The sequence below is a fragment of the Microcoleus sp. BROC3 genome (genome assembly GCF_036702515.1).
In the GTDB taxonomy this organism is placed as follows: domain Bacteria; phylum Cyanobacteriota; class Cyanobacteriia; order Cyanobacteriales; family Microcoleaceae; genus Microcoleus.
In genome coordinates this window covers 1-18,778 of the sequence record NZ_JAUBTQ010000043.1, presented here as the reverse complement: position 1 = coordinate 18,778, position 18,778 = coordinate 1, and the positions used below count along the sequence as shown (strand labels likewise).

The following is an 18,778-nucleotide window of genomic DNA, read 5'->3' as shown; positions in this document are numbered from 1 at the left end:
ATCGCCCCACCCTGCGAGGACTCCGCAGCAGATCCTTGCTGTTGCGTTCCCGAAGCGGAGGTGATCGATCGTCGTCGATTGACTGCGACAGTTATAGAGAGGGACGAGGCAACAGGGGGACGGCTGTTGGAGTTTGACATCCCCACAGATGCGAGTCTGGTGAAGTTTTTGGACGAATACGGCCACGTACCCCTGCCGCCCTACATCGACAATTCCCAAGCTTCAGCGGAACAGTACCAGACTGTCTATGCCGATCGGCTTGGGGCGGTGGCGGCCCCCACAGCAGGCCTGCACTTCACCGAAGAATTGTTCAACCGCTTGGAACAGCGGGGAATCGAAAAAACTTTTATCACCCTGCACGTTGGAGTAGGGACGTTTCGCCCGGTGGAGGTGGCAGACGTGACTGCTCACAAAATGCACGGCGAATGGGTGGAAGTACCCCCCGCCACAGTCGAGAAAATCCGCGAAACTCAAGCCAGAGGGGGGCGGATCTTTGCCGTGGGTACGACAGCAGTGCGAGCTTTAGAGGGAGCCGCAGCGGCGAGCGGCGATTTTTCCTTGCAGCCTTTTTGCGGCCAGACAAATTTGTTTATATACCCTGGTTACAAGTGGCGGGTTGTAGAGGGGATGATTACCAATTTTCACTTGCCCCGCTCTACTTTGATGATGATGGTAAGTGCGATGATTGGAAGGCCTCGGCTGTTGGATTTGTACCGAGAAGCGATCGAGCATCAGTACCGCTTTTATTCCTTTGGCGATGCCATGCTGATTTTACCAACAGCAAAAAAGGATTGATCGATCGGGCATCGGGTTCGCCCCATGCCCGGTATTCCGTTTCTATTCTTCCTCCTCTTCTTCATTGCCGGGATACACGAAGCTGTTGGAACGCCCAGTCAGAACAGATTTGCCCAGAGATAGAGCTTTCTGAGCTGCCACTACAGCTTTGCGCTTCCATGTGGCCTTGCGCATATTCTTCTTGGATTTGGAGGTTTTCTTCTTAGGGACTGCCATGACACTAAATACTTTCGGATTGTATAGACAAACAAACATTCTAGCCGATTTTGCCGGCAATGCTTACTCAAAAAAACGGCAACGACTGCTCAGCAAGCAATATCAAGTAGTAGGGTGCGTCAGCGATTAGCTTCTCGAACAACAGACAAAATCCCCGATTCTGACGCACCCGCAGCAGCTAAAGTTCGTGAAAGTGGTAGATCACGACGCCAGTTACGGCATCGTTCTCAATACTCACATAACCTGTTTTGAGCATTGCCGTGAAAGCCTCTTCCACTTCGGCAAAAGTAGCGCCGGTTGCCATCACCCCTTGGGTGACAGATAATCTTCCGTTCTTGGTATAAGCTGCCTTCAGGAGTTTAACCCCTAACTGGTCGGGAGTTGGCTTGGGATATGTCGCGGCGATCGCCCCGCTGCTGGGATATAGCGGTATACCTTCGCGAGATACGCCGAGTTTGCCCCTGAGACTGGCATTGTGTTCGTCCACCATGTTCGGCAGCAGCAGCAAGTCAAACAATTGCCCGAACCCAAACAAACCAAAGGTAAACAGCCACAGCAAACCACTACCAATCTTGCCGTTGTAGAGGCGGTGGAGTCCGAAGGGGCCGAAAAAACAAGCTGCCCATAAAAGGTAACTAACACCTAAATTGCTCATTTTCTGACCGTCCTGCCTGATTATTCTAGAATTGGAGTCCCTCTATACATTTTGTACTTTCTATGCGGTGTTTAAACAGCTTGACAGGGGAATTTATTTGTGTGCTAGCCTAATAAACTGACAAAAGGCAGAATTTGGTTTCCCAATACCTTGTCTGGAAGCCCATGAGTAATTTTGCGTAGCAATTCTTAACGCCAGCAACATATTTTCGCGGGCGAGAGCTTGGTAAACTGGAGGGCGTGGAAATTACAGCAGCTTAGAACTGGATTTCACACTGGATTCCACACGGAGCCCCAAAGCAAGCGCGCCGCCAGCGCTGGCCGGACATACACGAGCGCGATCGCCCGCAGTGCCCGACAATGGAAACAAGCGAGTAGTTATAAGCAGAAATCCAATAAACATATGGTAGATTCCCTCAAAAAACCCACTTTTGAAGAACTGCGGCCGGGAGTGAAAGCCCCAGCCAAAGAAACTATTCTCACGCCGAGATTTTACACAACAGACTTTGACGAGATGGCCAAAATGGACATCTCGGTAAATGAAGCCGAACTAGAAGCAATTATCCAAGAGTTCCGCGTTGACTACAACAAAAACCACTTCGTGCGGGATGAGGAGTTCGCTCAATCTTGGGATCACATTGACGGCGAAAAACGCCAGTTGTTCATTGAGTTTCTAGAACGTTCATGCACGGCTGAGTTTTCTGGGTTCTTGCTTTACAAAGAATTGGGACGCAGGCTCAAGGACAAAAATCCAGTGCTCGCCGAGGGTTTCAACCTGATGTCCCGCGACGAAGCGCGGCACGCCGGATTCCTCAACAAAGCTCTCTCGGACTTTAATTTGTCCCTGGATTTGGGTTTCTTGACAAAGAGCCGCAGTTACACATTCTTTAAACCGAAGTTTATTTTCTACGCGACTTACTTGTCGGAAAAAATCGGTTATTGGCGCTACATCACGATTTATCAGCACTTAAAAGCGCATCCTGAAGACCAGATTTATCCGATTTTCCGATTCTTTGAAAATTGGTGCCAGGATGAAAACCGCCACGGAGATTTCTTTGATGCGGTGATGAGAGCTCAGCCTCAGATGTTGAACGATTGGCGCGCTAAGCTTTGGTGCCGTTTCTTCTTGCTGTCAGTGTTCGCGACAATGTATCTCAATGATATCCAGCGCGCGGGTTTTTATCGATCGCTCGGTCTTGATGCTCGCGAATACGACATCGAAGTGATTAAAAAGACCAACGAAACAGCAGGCCGCGTATTCCCCGTTATGCTGGACGTGAACAACCCAGAGTTTTACGAACGCCTGGATGTTTGCCTCAAGAACAATCAGCAGTTGACTGCAATTGTTGCTTCTAATACTCCGAAATTCTTGCAATTCTTCCAAAAATTGCCTTTGTATTTGTCGAACGGCTGGCAATTAGTGAAGCTGTACTTCATGAAGACGATTGAATCACCTTCAGTTGAGGGTGCAGTCCGTTAATTTTTGATTTTTCATCCTCTGTTACGGCGGTTCTGCAGCAAGCAGAACCGCTTTCTTTTGGTATGATGTTAGATTAGTTTTCATGGGCGGCGTGCGATCGGGTTTCAAATTCAATTAAGGAACTTTATGAAGGAGTTAATTGTGAGATGAGGAATGAGTGATATGAGTTCGGGAAGACGCAACTCTTTTGCAGACTACAAAGCAGATGGACAGAACTGGATCACCTTGACTGCCGGAGAATACTATCCCGATATATTGCAGGAGGCTTGCGAACTTTACGAACCTGTTCTAGTAATGTTTGGGCAATTACTCAGGACTTCTGAATCATCGGTGCGTCTATTTATACAGATTTCAGAGGTTCCCAGCACATGGATGCGAGTTCAACTTTTTAGGGTGTTTCGCAAGTATGTCAGCCCTGAGCTTCCCGTGGAAATGCTCAGAAGGAAAAAAAAGGCAACGGAAATTTGCAATCAGTTCGGAGTACGTTTTAGGTCTGTTCAAGAAGTTCAAGCTGCTTATATGACTCGTCCAATTCCCGATGAGGCACTGTCGGCTTTATTGTGGGAATACAAAAGTCGCGGAAAAAAGGGATACGACTTAACTGAAAGATTTTTCTCCTTATTCCGGTTACACTTTCCCTACTTGGCAATCAGAGGGCCAGAGCGAGCTGGAAAAGATATCCTGATGGGAAATGTCTTCGCCAACTATCCCAACCCGAAACGTCCTGTGGATTTTGTGATTTACGATATTAATGAAAATGACTTGCTGGCAATAGGATTGGCAAGATATGATTCAGATAGAGGCGGTGCACAAGAAGACGACCGAACAGGTGGTTATCGTAGCTGCGCTGATGAAATCCTCAGCTATACACAAAATCATAACTTAAGAACTAAAGTAATTTTCCTGAATGATGGGCCTGGTCTCTTACTCGGATCGATGTGGGATGACTACGCAAATATTGAAAATAGCTGGCAAGACAAGATTATTGTATTGACACTGCGTATGGTTCCAGATCGGATTACAGTGGAATGGCTGCGTTCTTGAAAATAGGAGTGACAATGGCTACGGGTATTTCAAAAAAACAATCGCAGGGTGAAGCTGCATCTAATTTTAGTGAAAGCCCATTAAACAATAGCTTGGATGCGTGCTTTTCATATCCCGGAAAAGTGCCTGCAAGTGAAGTTCTAGACACTCATCAAGCTGAATGTGTCAAACTGTGGTCTAGCAATGAAAAGCTAAGTCTGGCAAATGAAAACCGTCTTTACTATGGTGATAATTTACCAATTTTAGCATCTTTACTTAAAGATAGTTCAGTAAAAGGTAAAGTGAAATTAATTTATATAGATCCGCCTTTTGCAACTAAAAGTGTGTTTAAATCGCGTTCTCAGACAGAGGCTTATTCTGACTTATTAGGAGGGAACAGCTATATTGAATTTATTCGTCAGAGGTTGATACTCTTGAGAGAGTTATTAGCTGATGACGGCTCAATATATGTCCATCTTGATGATAAAATGGCATTTTATATCAAGGTGATTATGGATGAAATTTTTGGTCAAAGCAATTTTAGAAATTGGATTACTCGCAAAAAATGTAATCCAAAAAACTACACAAAAAAGACTTACGGAAATGTTTCAGATTTTATCCTGTTTTATAGTAAATCAGATACTTATGTCTGGAATCGTCCTGTTGAAGAATGGACAGATAAGCGCGCCAACAAAGAATATGAATACATTGAAAAGGAAACTGGACGGCGATATAAAAAGGTTCCAATTCATGCGCCTGGAGTGCGAAATGGTGAAACAGGAAAGTCTTGGCGAGGGATGAATCCGCCACCGGGAAAGCATTGGCAATTTCCACCTCAAACACTAGATGAAATGGATGCTAGAGGGGAAATATATTGGTCTGCAACAGGAAATCCCCGTCGCAAGATATATTTGGATAGCAGTAGCGGGATTCCCGTACAAGATATTTGGCTAGAGTTTCGCGATGCTCACAATCAGAATATTAAAATTACAGGTTATCCAACTGAGAAAAACCGTGATCTAGTTAGTAGAATTATTCGAGCTTCATCAAATCCTGATGATTTAGTGCTCGATTGCTTTGCCGGTTCGGGTACGACTTTGAGTGTTGCTTCGGAGTTTGGTAGGAGATGGATAGGAATTGATAATAGTTCTGAGGCGATCTCAACTACTTTGCGCCGTTTTGCTAAGGGTTGCGAACGGATGGGCGATTTTGTCAGCCAGCAAACATCCCTACACCAGAATCCATCGGATGACGAGTCTCGCCAATTATCGCTTTTTAACTTAGATGAATCTCTATTTCAAGCTGAGTCTCCCTTAGAAAAAAGCGAGATGATTAATAACTTTGGTCTTTATGCAACTGATTCGTTTGCTGGGCAACTAGAAGATATTGTGAGGCAATGGATAGAATGGCAGTAGCAGCCTACAAAAAAAATCACAAAAAGCATTCTGCCACATCCCAAAAATTGGATCGACTATTACCATATAAGATTTATCAAATATTAACCTGACTTGATATCATAACTGTTTTCCCTAAAATTTATCGCCATTCGCCCTGAAGCGTAAAAGCCGCCCAATAATAAGAAGAACGCCACTCTTCCTGCTTCAACATTTCCAGTTGCGCCGCCCTTAAAGCCGCCGCTGGCGTTAACCCTTTTTGCAGCATTCCCTGATAGAAACTTGACATTAACGTAGCTGTTCCTTCATCATCCACATTCCATAAACTCACCACAACTCGCTGAGCCCCCGCATACATAAATCCCCGTGTCAATCCTACCATGCCCTCGCCTTGAACGATCGGCCCCATTCCGGTTTGACAGGCACTTAACACTACTAAATCTGCTGCTAACTTCAGATTGAAAATATCAGTAAGTCGCAGAAATCCGTTTAATGGATTCCCCTTTTCATCTACCAATGACAAGATGATTCCTGATAGTTCCGGGTTAGTGCTATTCGCTAAACCGTGAGTGGCAAAATGAATGATTTTATATTGGCTTAAGTTCTGACTGGTTGCTGCGGCGCGGCTGGCTGCAAAATCCAAAGATTCGGTACGAGAATTGGCTGGTACTAACGCTTGAATGATTTGAGCTTCTTGGCGAGTGAATTTTAAACGGCTCAACTGTATGTTATTGTCGCGACTAGAGCGGCTTAAACCGAGATTTACTGATTCTATTGCTTGGGGATTGGCGCTATTAGACTGGGTTCTGACTCGTTCATCGTTAGCGGTAAAAACTGGATCGGCGAGCATTGCTAAAGTCCTAGTTGGGGGTTGTCTGTCATTGTAGTTTTGTCTTAAGATTCCCAAGGTGGAAGCGGAAGGCAGCAGCACAATTTCATGGTCTACAATTAAAGGCTGATTCCGATTATTACCGGGTGTTTCGGGGAGTGAGAGGGCGGCAAAGGGGAGGTAATTGAGAATGCCATCGCCAACTATCAGCAGGCGTTTTTGACCGAGTTGTGCTGCTACGGGCTGTAAAATAATTTGACTGAGCGTGTTGTTAGCTTCAGCAACTCGATCGGGAATGTTTCGGTAGCGCGGGTTAGTCACAGCATTGCGGAAATTGCGGGCGGCTTTTTCGATGTCAACCTGTTTGGGCAATTCATAACTGGTGATACTGGTTTTAGTCACAGCCCACAGATAGCTGCGCTCTTTCCCTAAAGAATACTGGAGTAAAATTGTATTCTGATCGAGGATTTGTTGTTGAATCTGGGCCAGGGTTAAAGGTTGCGGTTGGGTGAGGGCGGCGTACCGGGGACTGGTGGAGCGGATTTGGGCTTGAATGTCCTGATATTGTCCTAGTAAAGTGTTCCGTTTTTGGTCTAATTCTACTTTTTCTGCGGGGGTATGATTGGGGCGGCTTATAGTTTCGATTCGGCGTGTTTCTAAGGCATCGAGTTGCTGTTGTAAATTGCGTTCTTGCTGCAATAATTCCGGGGCGACACCTTGGCGAATATCGGCGTTTGCTTCTTGAAGAAGTTCTAGGAGGCTGCGGGCGCGGGAACTTTCGCTAGCTTGAAAGGCTTTGCGATCGTAACCAGAGTTGGGATTGGTTTTGTGCAGTTCCATTAACAGGTGAATGTAGAACTGGTAATAGTCTTGTACCGTGGCAAAGTATGAGATGCGGAGCTCGTGGTTGGTAATTTTGGTGCGGAGGTTTTCGATGATTTTGATGGAGGTTTCAATGTCAGTGAGGGCTGCGATTAAATTGCCTCGATCGCCTTTGATATTAGCCATATTGTAGAGGGTTAGAGCTTCCCCAGGACGATCGCCCACAGCGCGAAACAGCGGCAGGGCTTGTTTGAAATATTCTTCTGCTTCCTGCTGTTTTCCCAATTCTGAGTAAGTAGTACCTGTATTGTTGAGGGTAAGGGCTTCTCCCCGCCGATCGCCCGCTTTTTGTCTCAAATCGAGGGCTTGTTTGTAGTAGTCGAGGGCTGTTTGTTTTTCTCCCAAATCTGAATAGACTAAGCCAATATTGGTAAGGGTAGTTGCTTCCTTAGCCCGATCGCCCATAGCGCGGAATAAGGGAAGGGCTTGGTTGAAATACTCTTTTGCTTTCTGTTTTTCTCCCAAATCGTTGTAGGCTAAGCCGATGTTGTTGAGTGTGGTGGCTTCCGCAGTGCGATCGCCCAAAGATGTGTCGCTGTTTGCGGGTATGTTCGAGATGTTGCTGAGGTTGATACTTGCTTCAGGGCGATCGCCCATTTCCCGAATTAGGGAAAGGACTTGGTTATAGTAGTCGATGGCTTGCTGTTTCTCTCCCAAAGCATAGTAGACGGCGCCAATGTTGTTGAGGATGACGGCTTGTTTAGGGCGATCGGCTACAGTCTGATTCCAAGAAAGGGCTTGCTTGTAGTAGTTCAGGGCTTGCTGTCTGTCTCCTAATCTATTAGTAATGAAGCCCATTTGATGCAGCGTGTAAGCTTCCTTCTCTCGATTTCTAAGCATTTGATAAAGCGAACGCGCTCCATCAAACTTTTGCAATGCCTCCTGATAAGATGCTGCTGTTTCGCGAGCAAATAGTCGCCTAGCTTCCTGAACCAATCGCTCGGCTTCATCTGTTTTTAGATTTAATAGTTCTTTGTTTTTCTGTATTAATCGCTCGGCTTCCCCATCCGGGATTTGATTTCTACTGAGATCGAGGGTTGTCAGATTTACCAATCCCGCTAAAGGTTTGGCATCTGCGATTTGATTTCTACTGAGGTCTAGGGCGGTCAGATTTGTCAATCCCGATAATGGTTTGACATCTGCGATTTGATTTGATGCCAGAAAAAGCAGTATCAGATTTGTCAATCCCGATAATGGTTTTACATCTGCGATTTTATTCCCACTCAAATAAAGAAAATTTAACTCAGTCATTCTCGATAAAGGTGTCACATCTACAATTTGATTTGATGCGAGGGACAGCCCTGTTATATTAGTCAATCCAGCTAAAGGTTTTACATCTACGATTTGATTGGCTTCCAGGAAAAGCTCTGTCAAATTAGTCAGTCCCGATAATGGTTTCACGTCTGAGATTTGATTGAAATTGAGGACGAGAAATCTCAGATTATTCAGTCCCAATAAAGGTTGCACATCTGTTATTTTATTGAAACTGAGGTTGAGCTTTCTCAGATTGGTGAATTTTGATAATGGTTTGATATCGACTATTTGATTGCGAATTAGGGAAAGTTCTGTGAGATTAGTCAGCGTTTTTTGAGCGCGATCGCACTCTTGTGTTTTTGCTTTTGATAGCAACACCTCCACCGTATGCCTGGTTTCAGGGGTCAAATTCTCTTTGTTGGTACAGAAATCAGCAAAACTTTCAAATGTCTGGGAATTTGGCGCGGCTGCAGATCCCATCAGGATAGTCGCACCTACAGCTAAGCCCCAACGCCCCCAAATCGAAAGTATGGGATTCATAAGCACTCGCTCAAAAAAGACATGATTAGCTGCTATCATAATCTATCGCACCTTGTGATGCACCCTTTTCCTTCCTGCTTGCCAATTAGATCGGGAGCATTTGGTGAAACAATAGTCCCTCCTCGTTCTCGCTGCACTCTCCAAGGATTATTAGAAACCGGGTTTAAGAAACCGAGTTGTTCCAAAAAACCTGGTTTCTCCTAAAAAATTAGGTTTCGGCACAAGTCCTATTTTACGTTAGTCTCAACTCAGGAATTTTAAATTAGCGATCGCCCTCAAATCTAGCATTTACTATTTGCTGCTGTTTTATGAAAATCAACAAAAAACAATTCAACAGATCTACTTTAGTTTTTTGCTTAGGAATGTTCGCTGTGTTCCTATTTTCCTTAATTCTGCGATTTTGGGAACTGGAGCGATTTAATACCTTAGTATTTGACGAAGTTTACTACGCTAAATTTGCCAACAATTATCTCACAAAAACTCCCTTTTTCAACGCTCACCCGCCTCTGAGCCAGTACATAATTGCGATCGGCATTTGGATCGGTACTCACCTTCCTTTCGGACAAACAGCCGTCAACACTAGGGCTGGCTCCCTGCTTTCCCCTTGGGATTACCGCTGGCTGAATGCTCTCACAGGTTCCTTTATTCCCCTAGTTGTGGGAGCACTAGCTTATCAGCTAGTTCGGCGCCGCACCTTTGCTTTTATTGCTGCTTTATTTATCGCCTGCGACGGTTTGTTTTTAGTGGAGTCTCGCTACGCGCTGAACAACATTTATCTAGTTTTATTTGGGATTTCAGGTCAGTTATTTCTTTTAAAATCCGTAGAAGCCAAAGGTAAAAAGCGCTGGATTTTGCTCGTACTCGCCGGAATAGGTTTCGGCGCATCTGCTGCTATCAAATGGAACGGATTATGGTTTCTTTTCGGTACTTATCTAATTTTAATCTGTGCTTGGGCAGTTCGTTTTATCCAGGGCAACAGAGGAAATGAAGAACAAAGCCGCGAGGTAGATTCACCTCTAATTCCTGCCGAAAGTCCCGTACAAAAACTGACTAAACTCAATTTTCTAGAACTCTCCTTGAGTCTAGCTATTATTCCTATTCTAGTTTACAGCATCTCTTGGATTCCTCACCTGCACTTTAATCCAACTCCCAATTTCTGGCAGATGCAAACGGAAATTTTGACTTATCACCAGCGGATTAAAAGCGGCCCCGATGTACATCCTTACTGTTCCGCGTGGTACAGTTGGCCGTTGATGCTGCGCCCCATAGTTTACTTCTACAAAACGGCTAGCAGCAATGCCCAACCAGATCCGGAGTTGCCGCCTTTACCTGAAGGTGCAACTCAGGCAATTTTTGACGTTCACGCAATGGGAAATCCATTGCTTTGGTGGCTGTCAACCTTAGCTTTACTGCTAGTAATAGGAGTTTTAGTTCACCGGATTTTGGTGTGGCTGCAAACGCGCAGCGAGGCTTCTGTTGACACGATAGAACAGCAGCGGCCGATTTTGTTTCCGCCGACTGCTGAAATGTGGCTGGGGTTATATTTAATAGTTAATTGGTCCGCTAATTTGGTGCCTTGGGTGAAGGTGACTCGCTGCATATTTTTGTACCATTATATGGGCTGTTCTGTGTTTGCAGCCTTAGCACTTGCTTGGTGGGTTGACAGGTGGCTGCACAGCCCTCAAACTCGACTCCGAGGGATGGGGGTAACAATTATTTTTATGGTTTTGGGTGCTTTTATTTTCTGGATGCCTATCTATTTGGGACTGCCTTTGTCGCAAATAGAATGGAAAATTCGGATGTGGCTGCCGTCTTGGGTTTGAGTTAGAAATAATTTTTTTATTAACGGGCAAGATGCCCGTTCCACAATAAAATTAAGTTTTGTGGAACAGGCATCTTGCCTGTTCCTAACAAAGGTGCAAGATGTAAGTTATAACATTTATTACCAAGGCGAGTTTGCACAAGCGAGCATTATTTTTGATAGAGTGCTCGATAAACTGGTTCACCGCGTTTCAGAGTAGCAATTTCTCTTTCTGTAGCCACAGGCAGGGGGTTTTCTGCTAGCCAGTTGTCGCCGTTTTGACGTTTAAAACTGGGGTGAGATGAAAAGCGATCGCACATTTCCCTTTCTACTTCCTCAATATCTGACTGGATAAAAACTTCGCCGCCAATTGCCAGATAAGTTGCCAATTCGTTGACTAATTCCTGCTGCACCACCCGCCGTTTATGGTGCTTTTTCTTGAACCAGGGATCGGGAAATTGAATGCTAACTCGCTGCAAAGTGCCTGGGGGTAAAGTTTCTAAAATTGGTTTCAGGGAACTATTCGCATTGCAAAACAAATAGTGCAAATTTGTCAAGCCTTTTTCGTCCCGCCAAAGATTCGCCTCCTCTACCAGAGGTTCCCGAATTTCTAATCCTAGAAAATTCCAGTCTGTTTGGATTTGGGCCATGTGCCACAAAAACCGTCCTCTGCCGCAGCCGATATCTAAATGCAGCGGTAAATTTAAGTCGGCATAGATTTTAGTCCAATCCGGGGGATTTGCAGATGCTTGATATCTAATTGATAGGGGATTGACGTGTTCCCGCACTCTTACTCTTGCCAATTTTGCTGTCTCCTGAATGTATTTTTTAACCGTTGATTAGGGCAGATGAACGTGGATTTACGCAGATAGATATTGATTTTTGCGATGTTGTTCAATACTTTTTAATTAATGAGCCATCTTAAATTGTAGAGGGACAATTTTAAACTGCTCATTATTGCATTAGGCTTCTGGTTCAATGCCTGCTGCTCTTAATTGGGCGGCTAATCTTTCGGATCGTTCTCGTTCTTGTTCGGCTTGCTGTTGAACGATATCCCTTTGCTGCCGTTCCCTTTCTACCATCTCTGCTCCCCACAATAATATCTCTCCGCTCTCATTCCACCACCGCAACCAATATCCGGTTCTTTCAGCTTTTGTTCCCTGCCAAACCCCCAGAAATAACCCCACTCCTGCAATCCAATAATGACCATTTAAATCTGGTTGTTGTACTTGATACTTTCCTGATGAATCCAACTGGTACATTTCTAGGAATCCACTGGCTGGTTCAAAAAGAGCATATATTGGTACTCGCAATACTTGCTCGTAAAAAAACCATTTGCCGGGGGGATAAGTTTGTTTACTAGAATATTCATCGTTGGGACTAGCTGACAAAAATTCCATGACAATCGCCGGGACTTCCCCTTCTAAGTTGGGAGTGTAACTGCGGCGGATTTCTTGACTAGAAAGCGGCTGGACGTTACGGGCATAAAACCAATCTGGAGCTTTGATAACTAGCTTGCTATCTACTGTGGCACAAATGCCCATATTTGGGGCAATTAATATTCCTGCTTCTATTAGCCCCGCGATTTCTAAGATTTCTCGCAAGGCGGCAGCGAGCAAGGGCTGGTCGATATTTTCCACAGGTTCCTCGTCTAAAATAAAATCGTCTGGCAATTTTTCCCAGGTAATTTTTAAGTCTGCTGTACTTACTGTCATTGTATTTCACCTCTGAATGAGATTACTGGAGCGCGGCTCGCAATACTTCGCGATGAAAGAGCGATCGCTCTACTATAAATTTTATCCTGTCTGGAGATAAGGCGTCGCCGTTAGCATAGTGTTCCATCCAGGTTTTGCTAATTAAATAAGGATCGTCTGGCAATTCTGATAATAAGTATCCTGGCATTTCTAGCTCTTCCATTAACTGGCTTACTTTCGGATCGTAGCTGAGAGCAAAACAGCGGCATTCTTCGGATGCTGCCATAATTAAACTGTGGTAGCGCATCCCGATCGCCATTTCGACTCCCCGGAACACTCCTTTCAATTTTCGCGGATCGTCTAAACTGAGGATGCGGCTCGTTTTGGGCAGGGCTTCGTGTAAATGTTTCGCAATTTCTAAGTCGTGAGACGCTTGAAAAGGCAGCAGCAAAATTAAGGTGCGAGTTGCTTTTTGAAAGTCAACTAAAGCTTGAGTTAAGATTGACAAACGCGCCGGAGTTAGTGTAGAATGAGAACGCAAACAAACAGCAACTCTGGGCGCAGGTAAATCCCACAAACCCGACACGGGAGAATTCTCCAAAGCCCACACGGGATCGGGCGCTAAAGTAAAGGGAATTTTCCAATCTGCAAGTAAAGTAGCTGAACCTTTATCGCGCACGCTGACGGCGGTGCATCCAGCAAAACAGCGCTGAGATAACTTGCGAGTCATTTCGCGCTTCAAAGGCCCAATTCCCTGGGCCCAAGCAACTGTTTTTAAGCCCATCCGCTGCGCTAATCCCATCAAACCCCCATAATAGAAAGGGCTCGCAATGCTAGTAGCGTCTTGGATTAAACTACCGCCGCCCCAAATTAGCGCGTCGGATGTGCGGAGTGCTTCGAGAACTTGGAACGCATTCATGCGATCGAGCGCAGCTACCCCGTACCGCTGATTTGTCTCGACAGGATTGCCAGATAGGACGATCGGCGTCACGCCATCTGGTAACATTTGCAGTAGCGATGCCAACAGCGCCTCGTCGCCGCCGTTGCCTTTACCGTAATAGCCGCACAAAATTGCTCGCATTTCTACTCTTTTCTTTGTTTGTGATGGGGAATCTAACGATTTTAGATTTTAGATTTTAGATTTTAGATTTTTTTGATATTTGAGATTTGAAATTTGATGCTACTACCAAAAAAATGCTACTGTCATCAAGCTTCAAGGCTTTACGTCATCATTCAGCTCAAATCGCAAATCTAATAAAATCTCCAATCGCTAATCTAAAATTGTATGACCAGCCCAAAAACAGGTACAAGCCCCGACTTAAGTCGTGGATGCTCCTAAAATTTTAGACCAAAGCTCAAGCTCCAAGATTCATCTGTGGAGTAAATCTAAAATCTAAAATCTAAAATCTAAAATCGACTGACTCATCATACTTTATATGACAGTTGCGTAAGTCCCGATCGATAAATCTTTCATCTTCGTTATCGATAAATCTTTCATCTTCGTTCACCATACAAAAAATGCACGCTTTGTCAATTCCCACCTGGATTATTCACGTCTCTAGCGTCGTCGAGTGGATTGCCGCCATCTGGTTAATTTGGACTTACGGCGAAGTCACTCAAAACCGAGCTTGGTGGGCCCTTTCCGCCGGAATGCTGCCCGCTCTCGTCAGCGCTATGTGTGCCTGTACATGGCACTATTTTGACAACTCTCCAGCCCTAGAATGGATCGTTACCCTGCAAGCGGCGATGACTCTCTTCGGCAATTTTACTTTGTGGGCGGCGGCTTGGTGGATTTGGCGATCGGCTCAGCCAGCAGAGAAAATTAAAGATTAAAAAAAGGAGAAACGAATTGAAAACTAGCACTATTTCGGTAAAATTAGCAGCGAGTTTGCTTTTGTTGACAGCCGGATTTTTGCTTCCCAGCAAAGCCAGCAACATTCCCATGCAAGTCGCCCAACAGCCTAACTGTAAAAGTCCTCAAACGACACTGGACATGAATGTGTGTTCTAGTCAAGAGTTTCAGGCAGCAGACAGAAAGCTCAATCAAGTATATCAGCAACTTCTGCAAAAACTCAACAGCAAACAAAAGCAGAGATTGACTGTTGCACAGCGCAGTTGGCTCAAGTTTCGAGATGAATCTTGCAATTATGAAATGGGGCAGTTTGAAGGCGGTACTTTGGCTGCTTCTACCTACGGTTATTGCAGGGCAAGAGTGACGCAAGAACGGATTAAAGATTTGGAAGGTTATTTGAAACAAGCAAGTTTGTAACAGTGCGATCGATATTTAGTAATGCAATAGATACCCACCCTACGAGAGAACAACGATTGAGTCCCAAATTTTTTTATTTGATCTTTCTCTATCCGGATGGTGTACAATCTAAAATCTAAAATCTAAAATCCAAAATCGCTATGTCCTTCGTTGGTTTGCACATTCACAGCGATTATAGCTTACTAGATGGGGCGTCTCAGCTACAGCAGCTCGCAGAACGGGCGGTGGAATTGGGGATGCCCGCGATCGCCCTTACAGACCACGGGGTGATGTACGGGGCGATCGAGCTAATCAAAGTTTGCCGAAATAAAAATATTAAGCCGATTATTGGCAACGAAATGTATGTCGTCAACGGCGACATAGAAGTAAAAGTTCGAGGTAGAAGAAAATACCATCAAGTTGTTTTAGCTAAAAATACCCAAGGTTATAAAAACCTCGTCAAACTAACCACAATTTCCCACTTAAAGGGAATGCCTGAAAGAGGTATTTTTGCCAGACCTTGCATCAACAAGGAACTGCTAAAACAATACTCCGAAGGTTTAATTGTCACCAGTGCTTGTTTGGGCGGCGAAGTTCCGCAAATGATTCTGCAAAACAAGCTAGATACTGCCCGTGAAGTAGCCACATGGTATAAAGAAGTATTTGGGGAAGATTACTATATAGAAATTCAAGACCACGGTTCCCCGGAAGATCGGATTGTTAATGTTGAAATCGTTAAAATTGCCCGTGAACTCAAGATTAAAATAATTGCCACCAATGATTCTCACTATATTTCCTGCAACGACGTAGAAGCACACGATGCTTTGCTGTGCATTAACACCAACAAACTGATTGAAGAAGACAAGCGGATGCGCTACAGCGGCACTGAGTATTTGAAGTCCGCAGACGAGATGGCGCAACTGTTTCGAGACCATTTGGATGATGAAACAATCAAAGAGGCGATCGAAAATACCCTAGAGGTCGCAAATAAAGTATCGAGATACGATCTCACAGGAGAAGCTCGGATTCCCACAATTCCAATTCCCCCAGAACATACAGCCGATACTTATGTAGAAGAAATATCCTGGCAGGGACTCTTAGAACGCCTCAAAGCCCGCACCAGAAATGAAATCCCCCCCGTCTACAAACAAAGACTAGAATACGAACTGAAAATGCTTCAGCAAATGGGCTTTTCGGAATATTTTTTAGTAGTTTGGGACTACATAAAATATGCGAGAGACAATGATATTCCAGTAGGGCCAGGACGCGGTTCTGCCGCAGGTTCTCTAGTTGCCTACGTCCTCAAAATCACTAATATAGACCCCGTACACCACGGACTACTATTCGAGCGATTTCTCAATCCCGAACGCAAATCTATGCCAGATATTGATAGCGATTTCTGCATAGAAAGGCGAGACGACATGATTAAATACGTTACTGAAAAATATGGTAGCGACCGCGTAGCGCAAATTATTACTTTCAACAGAATGACATCAAAAGCTGTATTGAAAGATGTTGGGAGGGTGTTAGGTATTCCCTACAAAAAAGCCGACGAAATGGCAAAATTAATTCCAGTGTCCAGGGGAAAACCGGAAAAACTTAAAGTGATGATTTCCGATGACACACCTGCACAGGAATTTAAAGACAACTATGAAAATACAATTTGCATAAATGCAGAAACTGGTACTGAAGTCCCAGTTCGTCAGTGGATTGACATGGCAATTCGTATTGAAGGAACCAACAAAACCTATGGGGTTCACGCGGCAGGTGTGGTAATTTCTTCAGAGCCGTTGGATGAACTTGTACCGCTGCAAAAGAATAATGAGGGTGCTGTAATTACCCAATATTTCATGGAAGATTTGGAATTTTTGGGGCTGCTGAAAATGGACTTTTTGGGATTGAAAAATTTAACCACGCTCCAGAAAACTGTTGATTATATTAAGCAAACCCAAAATCTAATTGTCGATCCAGAAATGCTACCTTCTGATATAGAGCGCAGAGCTCAAGAGACTTTTGGCAGAATCAAAAAGTTACCTGATGATGTAGATAAAACTTATAGACTTTTAGAAAGAGGAGATTTAGAAGGTATTTTTCAGCTAGAATCCTCTGGGATGCTGGATGTAGTGAAAAAACTCAAACCTTCCTGTCTGGATGATATTTCTTCTATTTTGGCACTTTACCGACCTGGGCCGCTGGATGCAGGTTTGATTCCTCAGTTTATTGACTGCAAGCACGGTAAAACAGTTGAGTACGATCATCCGCTATTAGAGCCGATTTTAAAAGAGACTTACGGAACGCTTTGCTTTCAAGAGCAAATTATGCGGATGGCTCAAGATTTGGCGGGCTATTCTTTGGGTCAAGCTGACTTGCTGCGGCGCGCAATGGGCAAGAAGAAAGCTGATGAAATGCAGAAGCAAAAAGAAACGTTTATCGACGGCGCAACTAAGAATGGAGTTAGTCAAAGAATTGCGGATAAACTGTTCGCGCAGATGCTGCAATTTGCGGAATATTGTTTGAGCTATGACACGAAGATATTGACGGTGGAATATGGGCCGATGGCTATTGGCAAAATCGTTGAGGAAAAAATTGAATGTACTGTTTATAGTGTTGATAGCAACGGTTATATTTATACACAGTCAATTTCACAGTGGCATCGCCGGGGGCAGCAGGAGGTCTTTGAGTATTGTCTGGAAGATGGCTCGATAATTCGCGCCACAAAAGATCACAAGTTTATGACTGTTGGCGGTCAAATGCTGCCCATTGACGAAATCTTTGAACAAGGATTAGACTTAAAACAAATCAACTCTAGCTCAGATATATAAAATAGACATCTCCAAAATAGTAATAATTCGTGATAAGATCCCATCCTAAAGCTTTTTTGACACAGAAACATGAGCGACATACTAAATCATATTGAAGAGCATCCTAAAGAAACACAGCGATTAATTGGCTTGGATTATGAGCAGTTACAACAATTAATTCAAAACGCGGAACGATTACATCATGAAAAACAAGCTTTACTAGAATCAAAGAAAGTTAGACTTATTGCTGGTGGAGGCGGTAGAAAACCCAAACTATCTAGGGGCGAACAAATAATTTTAACATTGGTCTATCTGAGGCATATGACAACATTTCAACTTCTGGGCATCCAGTTTGGAGTAAGTGAGTCTACAGCTAATGATACATTTAACTATTGGTTGCCTAAATTGCGAGAATTGCTACCATGTAGCTTACTTGAACAAGTAAAAAAAAACGCTGCTGACTATGAAATAGTTAAGGAAATACTCACAGAATATGAATTAATAGTAGATACCTACGAACAAGTCAGAGAGAGACCTGGAGATAAGGATGAACAAGAAAAATACTTTTCAGGCAAGAAGAGTAATCATACATTCAAAAGTCAAATAATTATCATGCCAGATGGTAGAGATATCGTTGATGTTGTGGCAGGGGAACCTGGACCTAAAAGCGATATAACTTTATTCCGAGAAGAACGCTCACAGTTTGACCCTCAACAAAGATTTAAGGGAGATAAAGCTTACGTTGGAGAAGCTTTAATTACAACTCCTATTAAAAAACCCAGAAATCGAGAATTAACAACTGAACAAAAAGAACAAAACAAAGCATTTTCAGCTAAAAGAATCTTTGTTGAACATCGAATTCGCTCGCTCAAAATATTTCGAGTTGTCCAAGAAAGATTTAGGTTGAATCCCCAAAAATATGAGAAAGTAATTTTAACGATCTGTGGAATAGTAAGGTTGCGAATGGGAGCCTTAATATTACCAGAACAAGCGGTGAAAGCGTCCGATTAAAATTAACACAGTTCACTCAATATTTTGGCATAATTATCAACAATAAATATCTCAAAGTGTTGTTTTATTGTACACAGTAGCTAATTTACGATGATTACATTTATGTCCTATAACTTAACTATACAGAGGCTTTGATTGTTTTCGGAGATGTCTAAT

General features: G+C 43.9%; 15 protein-coding genes. 9 read left to right on the top strand and 6 right to left on the bottom strand.

Features of this window, described 5'->3' with window-relative positions:
* Positions 1–795 (top strand): tRNA preQ1(34) S-adenosylmethionine ribosyltransferase-isomerase QueA (gene queA / locus QUB30_RS23900; protein ID WP_333338443.1); only part of this gene is annotated, 795 nt, incomplete at its 5' end.
* Positions 796–837: 42 nt separating this feature from the next.
* On the opposite strand, the gene rpmF is transcribed toward queA, so the two are convergent.
* Together rpmF and QUB30_RS23890 are read right to left on the bottom strand one after the other, a co-directional pair.
* Positions 838–1,011: a 50S ribosomal protein L32 gene (gene rpmF / locus QUB30_RS23895; RefSeq protein WP_006632406.1), complete on the bottom strand. Its 174-nt coding sequence runs from the start codon at positions 1,009–1,011 to the stop codon at positions 838–840.
* Between the two features lie 178 nt (positions 1,012–1,189).
* Positions 1,190–1,666 (bottom strand): TM2 domain-containing protein, encoded by a 477-nt coding sequence (locus QUB30_RS23890; RefSeq protein WP_190738825.1) that lies wholly within the window; start codon positions 1,664–1,666, stop codon positions 1,190–1,192.
* A 402-nt stretch (positions 1,667–2,068) separates the two neighbouring features.
* Between QUB30_RS23890 and acsF the strand changes: the two genes are divergently transcribed.
* From acsF to QUB30_RS23875, 3 genes are all read left to right on the top strand, one after another.
* Entirely contained in the window at positions 2,069–3,145 is a 1,077-nt protein-coding gene (gene acsF / locus QUB30_RS23885) for a magnesium-protoporphyrin IX monomethyl ester (oxidative) cyclase (protein WP_333338441.1), read from the top strand.
* 153 nt (positions 3,146–3,298) lie between these two features.
* Positions 3,299–4,189 carry a hypothetical protein gene (locus QUB30_RS23880; RefSeq protein WP_333338439.1) on the top strand — a complete coding sequence of 297 codons (891 nt, stop codon included), beginning with the start codon at positions 3,299–3,301 and terminating at the stop codon, positions 4,187–4,189.
* A gap of 14 nt (positions 4,190–4,203) precedes the next feature.
* Positions 4,204–5,583 (top strand): site-specific DNA-methyltransferase, encoded by a 1,380-nt coding sequence (locus QUB30_RS23875; RefSeq protein ID WP_333338436.1) that lies wholly within the window; start codon positions 4,204–4,206, stop codon positions 5,581–5,583.
* A 121-nt stretch (positions 5,584–5,704) separates the two neighbouring features.
* Here the strand turns inward: QUB30_RS23875 and QUB30_RS23870 are convergent, their stop codons facing one another.
* Complete coding sequence (locus tag QUB30_RS23870) at positions 5,705–9,067, bottom strand: CHAT domain-containing protein (protein WP_333338433.1); 3,363 nt, start codon at positions 9,065–9,067, stop codon at positions 5,705–5,707.
* 308 nt (positions 9,068–9,375) lie between these two features.
* Between QUB30_RS23870 and QUB30_RS23865 the strand changes: the two genes are divergently transcribed.
* Entirely contained in the window at positions 9,376–10,890 is a 1,515-nt protein-coding gene (locus QUB30_RS23865; protein WP_333338429.1) for a phospholipid carrier-dependent glycosyltransferase, read from the top strand.
* Positions 10,891–11,038: 148 nt separating this feature from the next.
* On the opposite strand, the gene trmB is transcribed toward QUB30_RS23865, so the two are convergent.
* The 3 genes from trmB to csaB form a co-directional block, all read right to left on the bottom strand.
* On the bottom strand, positions 11,039–11,671 hold the full coding sequence (gene trmB, locus QUB30_RS23860) for a tRNA (guanosine(46)-N7)-methyltransferase TrmB (protein ID WP_333338427.1): 633 nt from the start codon (positions 11,669–11,671) through the stop codon (positions 11,039–11,041).
* Between the two features lie 159 nt (positions 11,672–11,830).
* Positions 11,831–12,583 (bottom strand): Uma2 family endonuclease, encoded by a 753-nt coding sequence (locus QUB30_RS23855; RefSeq protein WP_333338424.1) that lies wholly within the window; start codon positions 12,581–12,583, stop codon positions 11,831–11,833.
* A 22-nt stretch (positions 12,584–12,605) separates the two neighbouring features.
* Positions 12,606–13,643: a polysaccharide pyruvyl transferase CsaB gene (gene csaB, locus QUB30_RS23850; RefSeq protein WP_333338421.1), complete on the bottom strand. Its 1,038-nt coding sequence runs from the start codon at positions 13,641–13,643 to the stop codon at positions 12,606–12,608.
* 437 nt (positions 13,644–14,080) lie between these two features.
* Between csaB and QUB30_RS23845 the strand changes: the two genes are divergently transcribed.
* From QUB30_RS23845 to QUB30_RS23830, 4 genes are all read left to right on the top strand, one after another.
* The gene (locus QUB30_RS23845; RefSeq protein ID WP_242715849.1) at positions 14,081–14,395 is read left to right on the top strand and encodes a DUF2499 domain-containing protein; all 315 of its coding nucleotides are present in this window, start codon (positions 14,081–14,083) and stop codon (positions 14,393–14,395) included.
* A 16-nt stretch (positions 14,396–14,411) separates the two neighbouring features.
* Positions 14,412–14,831: a lysozyme inhibitor LprI family protein gene (locus QUB30_RS23840; RefSeq protein WP_333338418.1), complete on the top strand. Its 420-nt coding sequence runs from the start codon at positions 14,412–14,414 to the stop codon at positions 14,829–14,831.
* Positions 14,832–14,971: 140 nt separating this feature from the next.
* Positions 14,972–17,632 (top strand): DNA polymerase III subunit alpha, encoded by a 2,661-nt coding sequence (locus QUB30_RS23835; protein ID WP_333338416.1) that lies wholly within the window; start codon positions 14,972–14,974, stop codon positions 17,630–17,632.
* 69 nt (positions 17,633–17,701) lie between these two features.
* On the top strand, positions 17,702–18,622 hold the full coding sequence (locus QUB30_RS23830; RefSeq protein WP_333338411.1) for a transposase family protein: 921 nt from the start codon (positions 17,702–17,704) through the stop codon (positions 18,620–18,622).
* Positions 18,623–18,778 lie beyond the last annotated feature (156 nt).

Bases quoted from the DNA above. Each gene is read 5' to 3' on its own strand.
- QUB30_RS23890 (WP_190738825.1), bottom strand. From the start codon at position 1,666: ATGAGCAATTTAGGTGTTAGTTACCTTTTATGGGCAGCTTGTTTTTTC.
- rpmF (WP_006632406.1), bottom strand. From the start codon at position 1,011: ATGGCAGTCCCTAAGAAGAAAACCTCCAAATCCAAGAAGAATATGCGC.
- csaB (WP_333338421.1), bottom strand. From the start codon at position 13,643: ATGCGAGCAATTTTGTGCGGCTATTACGGTAAAGGCAACGGCGGCGAC.
- QUB30_RS23875 (WP_333338436.1), top strand. From the start codon at position 4,204: ATGGCTACGGGTATTTCAAAAAAACAATCGCAGGGTGAAGCTGCATCT.
- QUB30_RS23855 (WP_333338424.1), bottom strand. From the start codon at position 12,583: ATGACAGTAAGTACAGCAGACTTAAAAATTACCTGGGAAAAATTGCCA.
- QUB30_RS23845 (WP_242715849.1), top strand. From the start codon at position 14,081: ATGCACGCTTTGTCAATTCCCACCTGGATTATTCACGTCTCTAGCGTC.
- acsF (WP_333338441.1), top strand. From the start codon at position 2,069: ATGGTAGATTCCCTCAAAAAACCCACTTTTGAAGAACTGCGGCCGGGA.
- QUB30_RS23830 (WP_333338411.1), top strand. From the start codon at position 17,702: ATGAGCGACATACTAAATCATATTGAAGAGCATCCTAAAGAAACACAG.
- QUB30_RS23880 (WP_333338439.1), top strand. From the start codon at position 3,299: ATGAGTGATATGAGTTCGGGAAGACGCAACTCTTTTGCAGACTACAAA.
- QUB30_RS23835 (WP_333338416.1), top strand. From the start codon at position 14,972: ATGTCCTTCGTTGGTTTGCACATTCACAGCGATTATAGCTTACTAGAT.
- QUB30_RS23870 (WP_333338433.1), bottom strand. From the start codon at position 9,067: ATGAATCCCATACTTTCGATTTGGGGGCGTTGGGGCTTAGCTGTAGGT.
- QUB30_RS23865 (WP_333338429.1), top strand. From the start codon at position 9,376: ATGAAAATCAACAAAAAACAATTCAACAGATCTACTTTAGTTTTTTGC.